Annotated in this window: 1 protein-coding gene and 1 pseudogene; both read left to right on the top strand. The window is 77.9% G+C overall.

The window, feature by feature from the left end; translation table 11 throughout:
• A pseudogene (locus tag APR03_RS24690) lies at positions 1-890 on the top strand (hypothetical protein); the annotation flags it as partial.
• 82 nt (positions 891-972) lie between these two features.
• Positions 973-2,365, top strand: a 1,393-nt coding sequence (locus APR03_RS24685; protein WP_253840026.1) for a zf-HC2 domain-containing protein, incomplete at its 3' end; no start/stop codon positions are given.

The raw sequence follows: 2,365 nt of genomic DNA, 5'->3' as shown, positions 1-2,365 counted from the left end.
GCCTCGAGATCCACATGGACACCTGCCCCGACTGCACCCGCGCCTTCATGGACGTCCGCGAAGTCTCCTGGATGCTCCGCGACCTCGGACAACACGTCATCGCAGCGGGCGTGGCCACCGGGTCGGCCACGGGAGCCGGTGTGCTGGGGCTCCGCTTCGGCCCGGACCGGAAGCCCGGCGTCAAGGAGCTGGCCGTCGTGGCCGCGGTGCTTGTCGTCCTGGGCCTCGGCGGCCTGGCCGCCGCGATGGTCGCGAGCCAGGGCGACGAGCCGCCGGCGCAGGCCGGCGAGGTGATCGGCGGCAGCGTGGACGGTGGTGGTGGGACCGGCAGCGGCGGTGGGGGCGGTGCCGCCGGCGACGACGCGCCTGCCGACGAGGACCCTGCCACGGACACGCCCCCGGCTGACGCACCGGCCGACCCCGGGCCGCGCCCGGCGGCCCAGCCGGACGACGAGCCGGCGCCGGCCGACGATCCCGCGCCGGCACCACGGCCGGACGACTCCGGTTCCGAGCCCGTGACCGAGCCCCGGCCGGACCCGGCCGACGACGTTCCCGGTACTCCGGGAACCGGAGGCGCCCCCGACCCGGCCCCTGGCGGCGGGGACGAGCCTGGTCCGCAGGAGCCGCCTGTCGTCGAGGAGCCCGAGGACCCCGGCACGCCGGAGGAGCCCGAGACCCCCGAGGAGCCGGAGGAGCCGCCGGTCGACCCGGAGCCCGAGCAGCCCGCGGCCCCCGGCCTCGGGACGTCGCTGAGCGACCTGCTCGCGAGCCTCGGGCTGTCCGGGCTGCCCGGGATCGACCCGTTGACGATGACTCTCGACCAGATCTGGGCCTGGGTCCTGGGCCTGCTCGGGCAGCCCGCCGCCGGCGCCCCCGGGGTCGGTGACTGATGACCGGGCGGGCCGCTGACCGGGCCCGCCCGTCGTCGTGCCGTCATCCGGCTCCCCCGGCCCCCGGCGAGGGGGAGGTCGCATGTCCGTGACCGGTGCCGACCTCGCCCGGTGGGCGGCGCACCGTCGCGCCGTGGTGGCCGCGGTGTCCCGCCGGGTCCCCGGTGTCGACCCTGAGCTGGCCGCGAGCCGCGGTCTGGAGCTGCTCTGCGCCGAGCTCGTCCGCGCGGGTCACGTGGCCGACCCCGTCGTGTTCTGGTACGGCGCGGCCCTGGACGTCGCGGAGTCGATGGCCGCCGAGTCGACGGCCGCGGAGCGCGGGGCCTCGGACGGTTCCGCCACCGGGCACGCCACCACCGCGGATGCCGCGCCCCGGACCATCGACTTCGAGGTGCTGGGCTCGGCCCTGGAGCGGCTGTCCGCCGCCGAGCAGCGGATCCTCTGGGACCACCACGTGGGGTCGCAGCCGGTGTCCGCGATCGCCGAGGAGATCGGCGTGCTGCCCTACGCCGCACGGCGGCGCCTGCGCCGGGCGGAGAACCGGCTGGCGAGCAGCTTCGCGGAGACCCACGCCGACACCACCGACGGCGCCGAGTGCCGGCAGACCCGCGCCGCGCTGCACGACTTCGTGCGCAACCGGCTCATGCCCCACCGCCGCCAGGCGGTCGAGGACCACATGGTCCAGTGCCCCGGCTGCACCCGGGCGTTCGTCGACGTCCGGGAGTCCTACTGGATGCTCCGCGCCGTCGCTCCGCTGCTCCTGCTCGGGGCGGTCGCGACCCGGACGGGCACCGCGGTCGCCGCCGGCACGGGCGTGGCGACCGCGGGAGCGGGGTTCGGCGCCTGGCTCGGCAGCGTGGGGGCGCGCGTCGTGCTCGTCGTGCGCACCGCCTTCCTCGATCCCGTGGCCCTCACGGCCACGGTCGCGGGCGGCCTGATCGTCACGACCGCGGTGAGTACCGGCACCGTGGGGAGCGGCGGCACACCGCCGCCCCGGGAACCCGGGGTCGTCTCCGTCTCCGTGGCCGACGACCCGGTCGGCACGACCGGCGCCGCCGACCGGCCGGACACCCGGCGGGCGGGTCCGGGCCCCGCCCGGGACGAGGCTCCCGGCGGGCCCGAGCGGACCGCGTTCACGCCCCCCGGTCTGGCCGAGACGAACGGTGTCCCGCCCGGGCTCGCCGAGACCGGCGGCGTACCGCCCGGGCTGGCGAAGACGGACGGCGTACCGCCCGGCCAGGCCACGGACGACGGCACAGCACCGGGCCGGGCCGCCGGCGACTCACCGGCCACCGGGTCCGGGAACAGCGCGAACCCGCCCGGCGGCGACCAGGTGCCGCCCGGCCTCGCGAAGTCCGACGGCGTGCCCCCCGGCCTGGCGAAGAAGGACGGCGTACCGCCGGGCCAGGCGAAGAAGGGCACGCCCCCGCCCGGCCAGGCGAAGAAGGACACCCCGCCCGGCCAGGCGAAGAAGG

This window comes from Promicromonospora thailandica (assembly GCF_024171955.1).
GTDB lineage: Bacteria > Actinomycetota > Actinomycetes > Actinomycetales > Cellulomonadaceae > Promicromonospora > Promicromonospora thailandica.
Note: the sequence above shows the minus strand (reverse complement) of the source record. Positions and strands in the feature narration are given on the sequence as shown.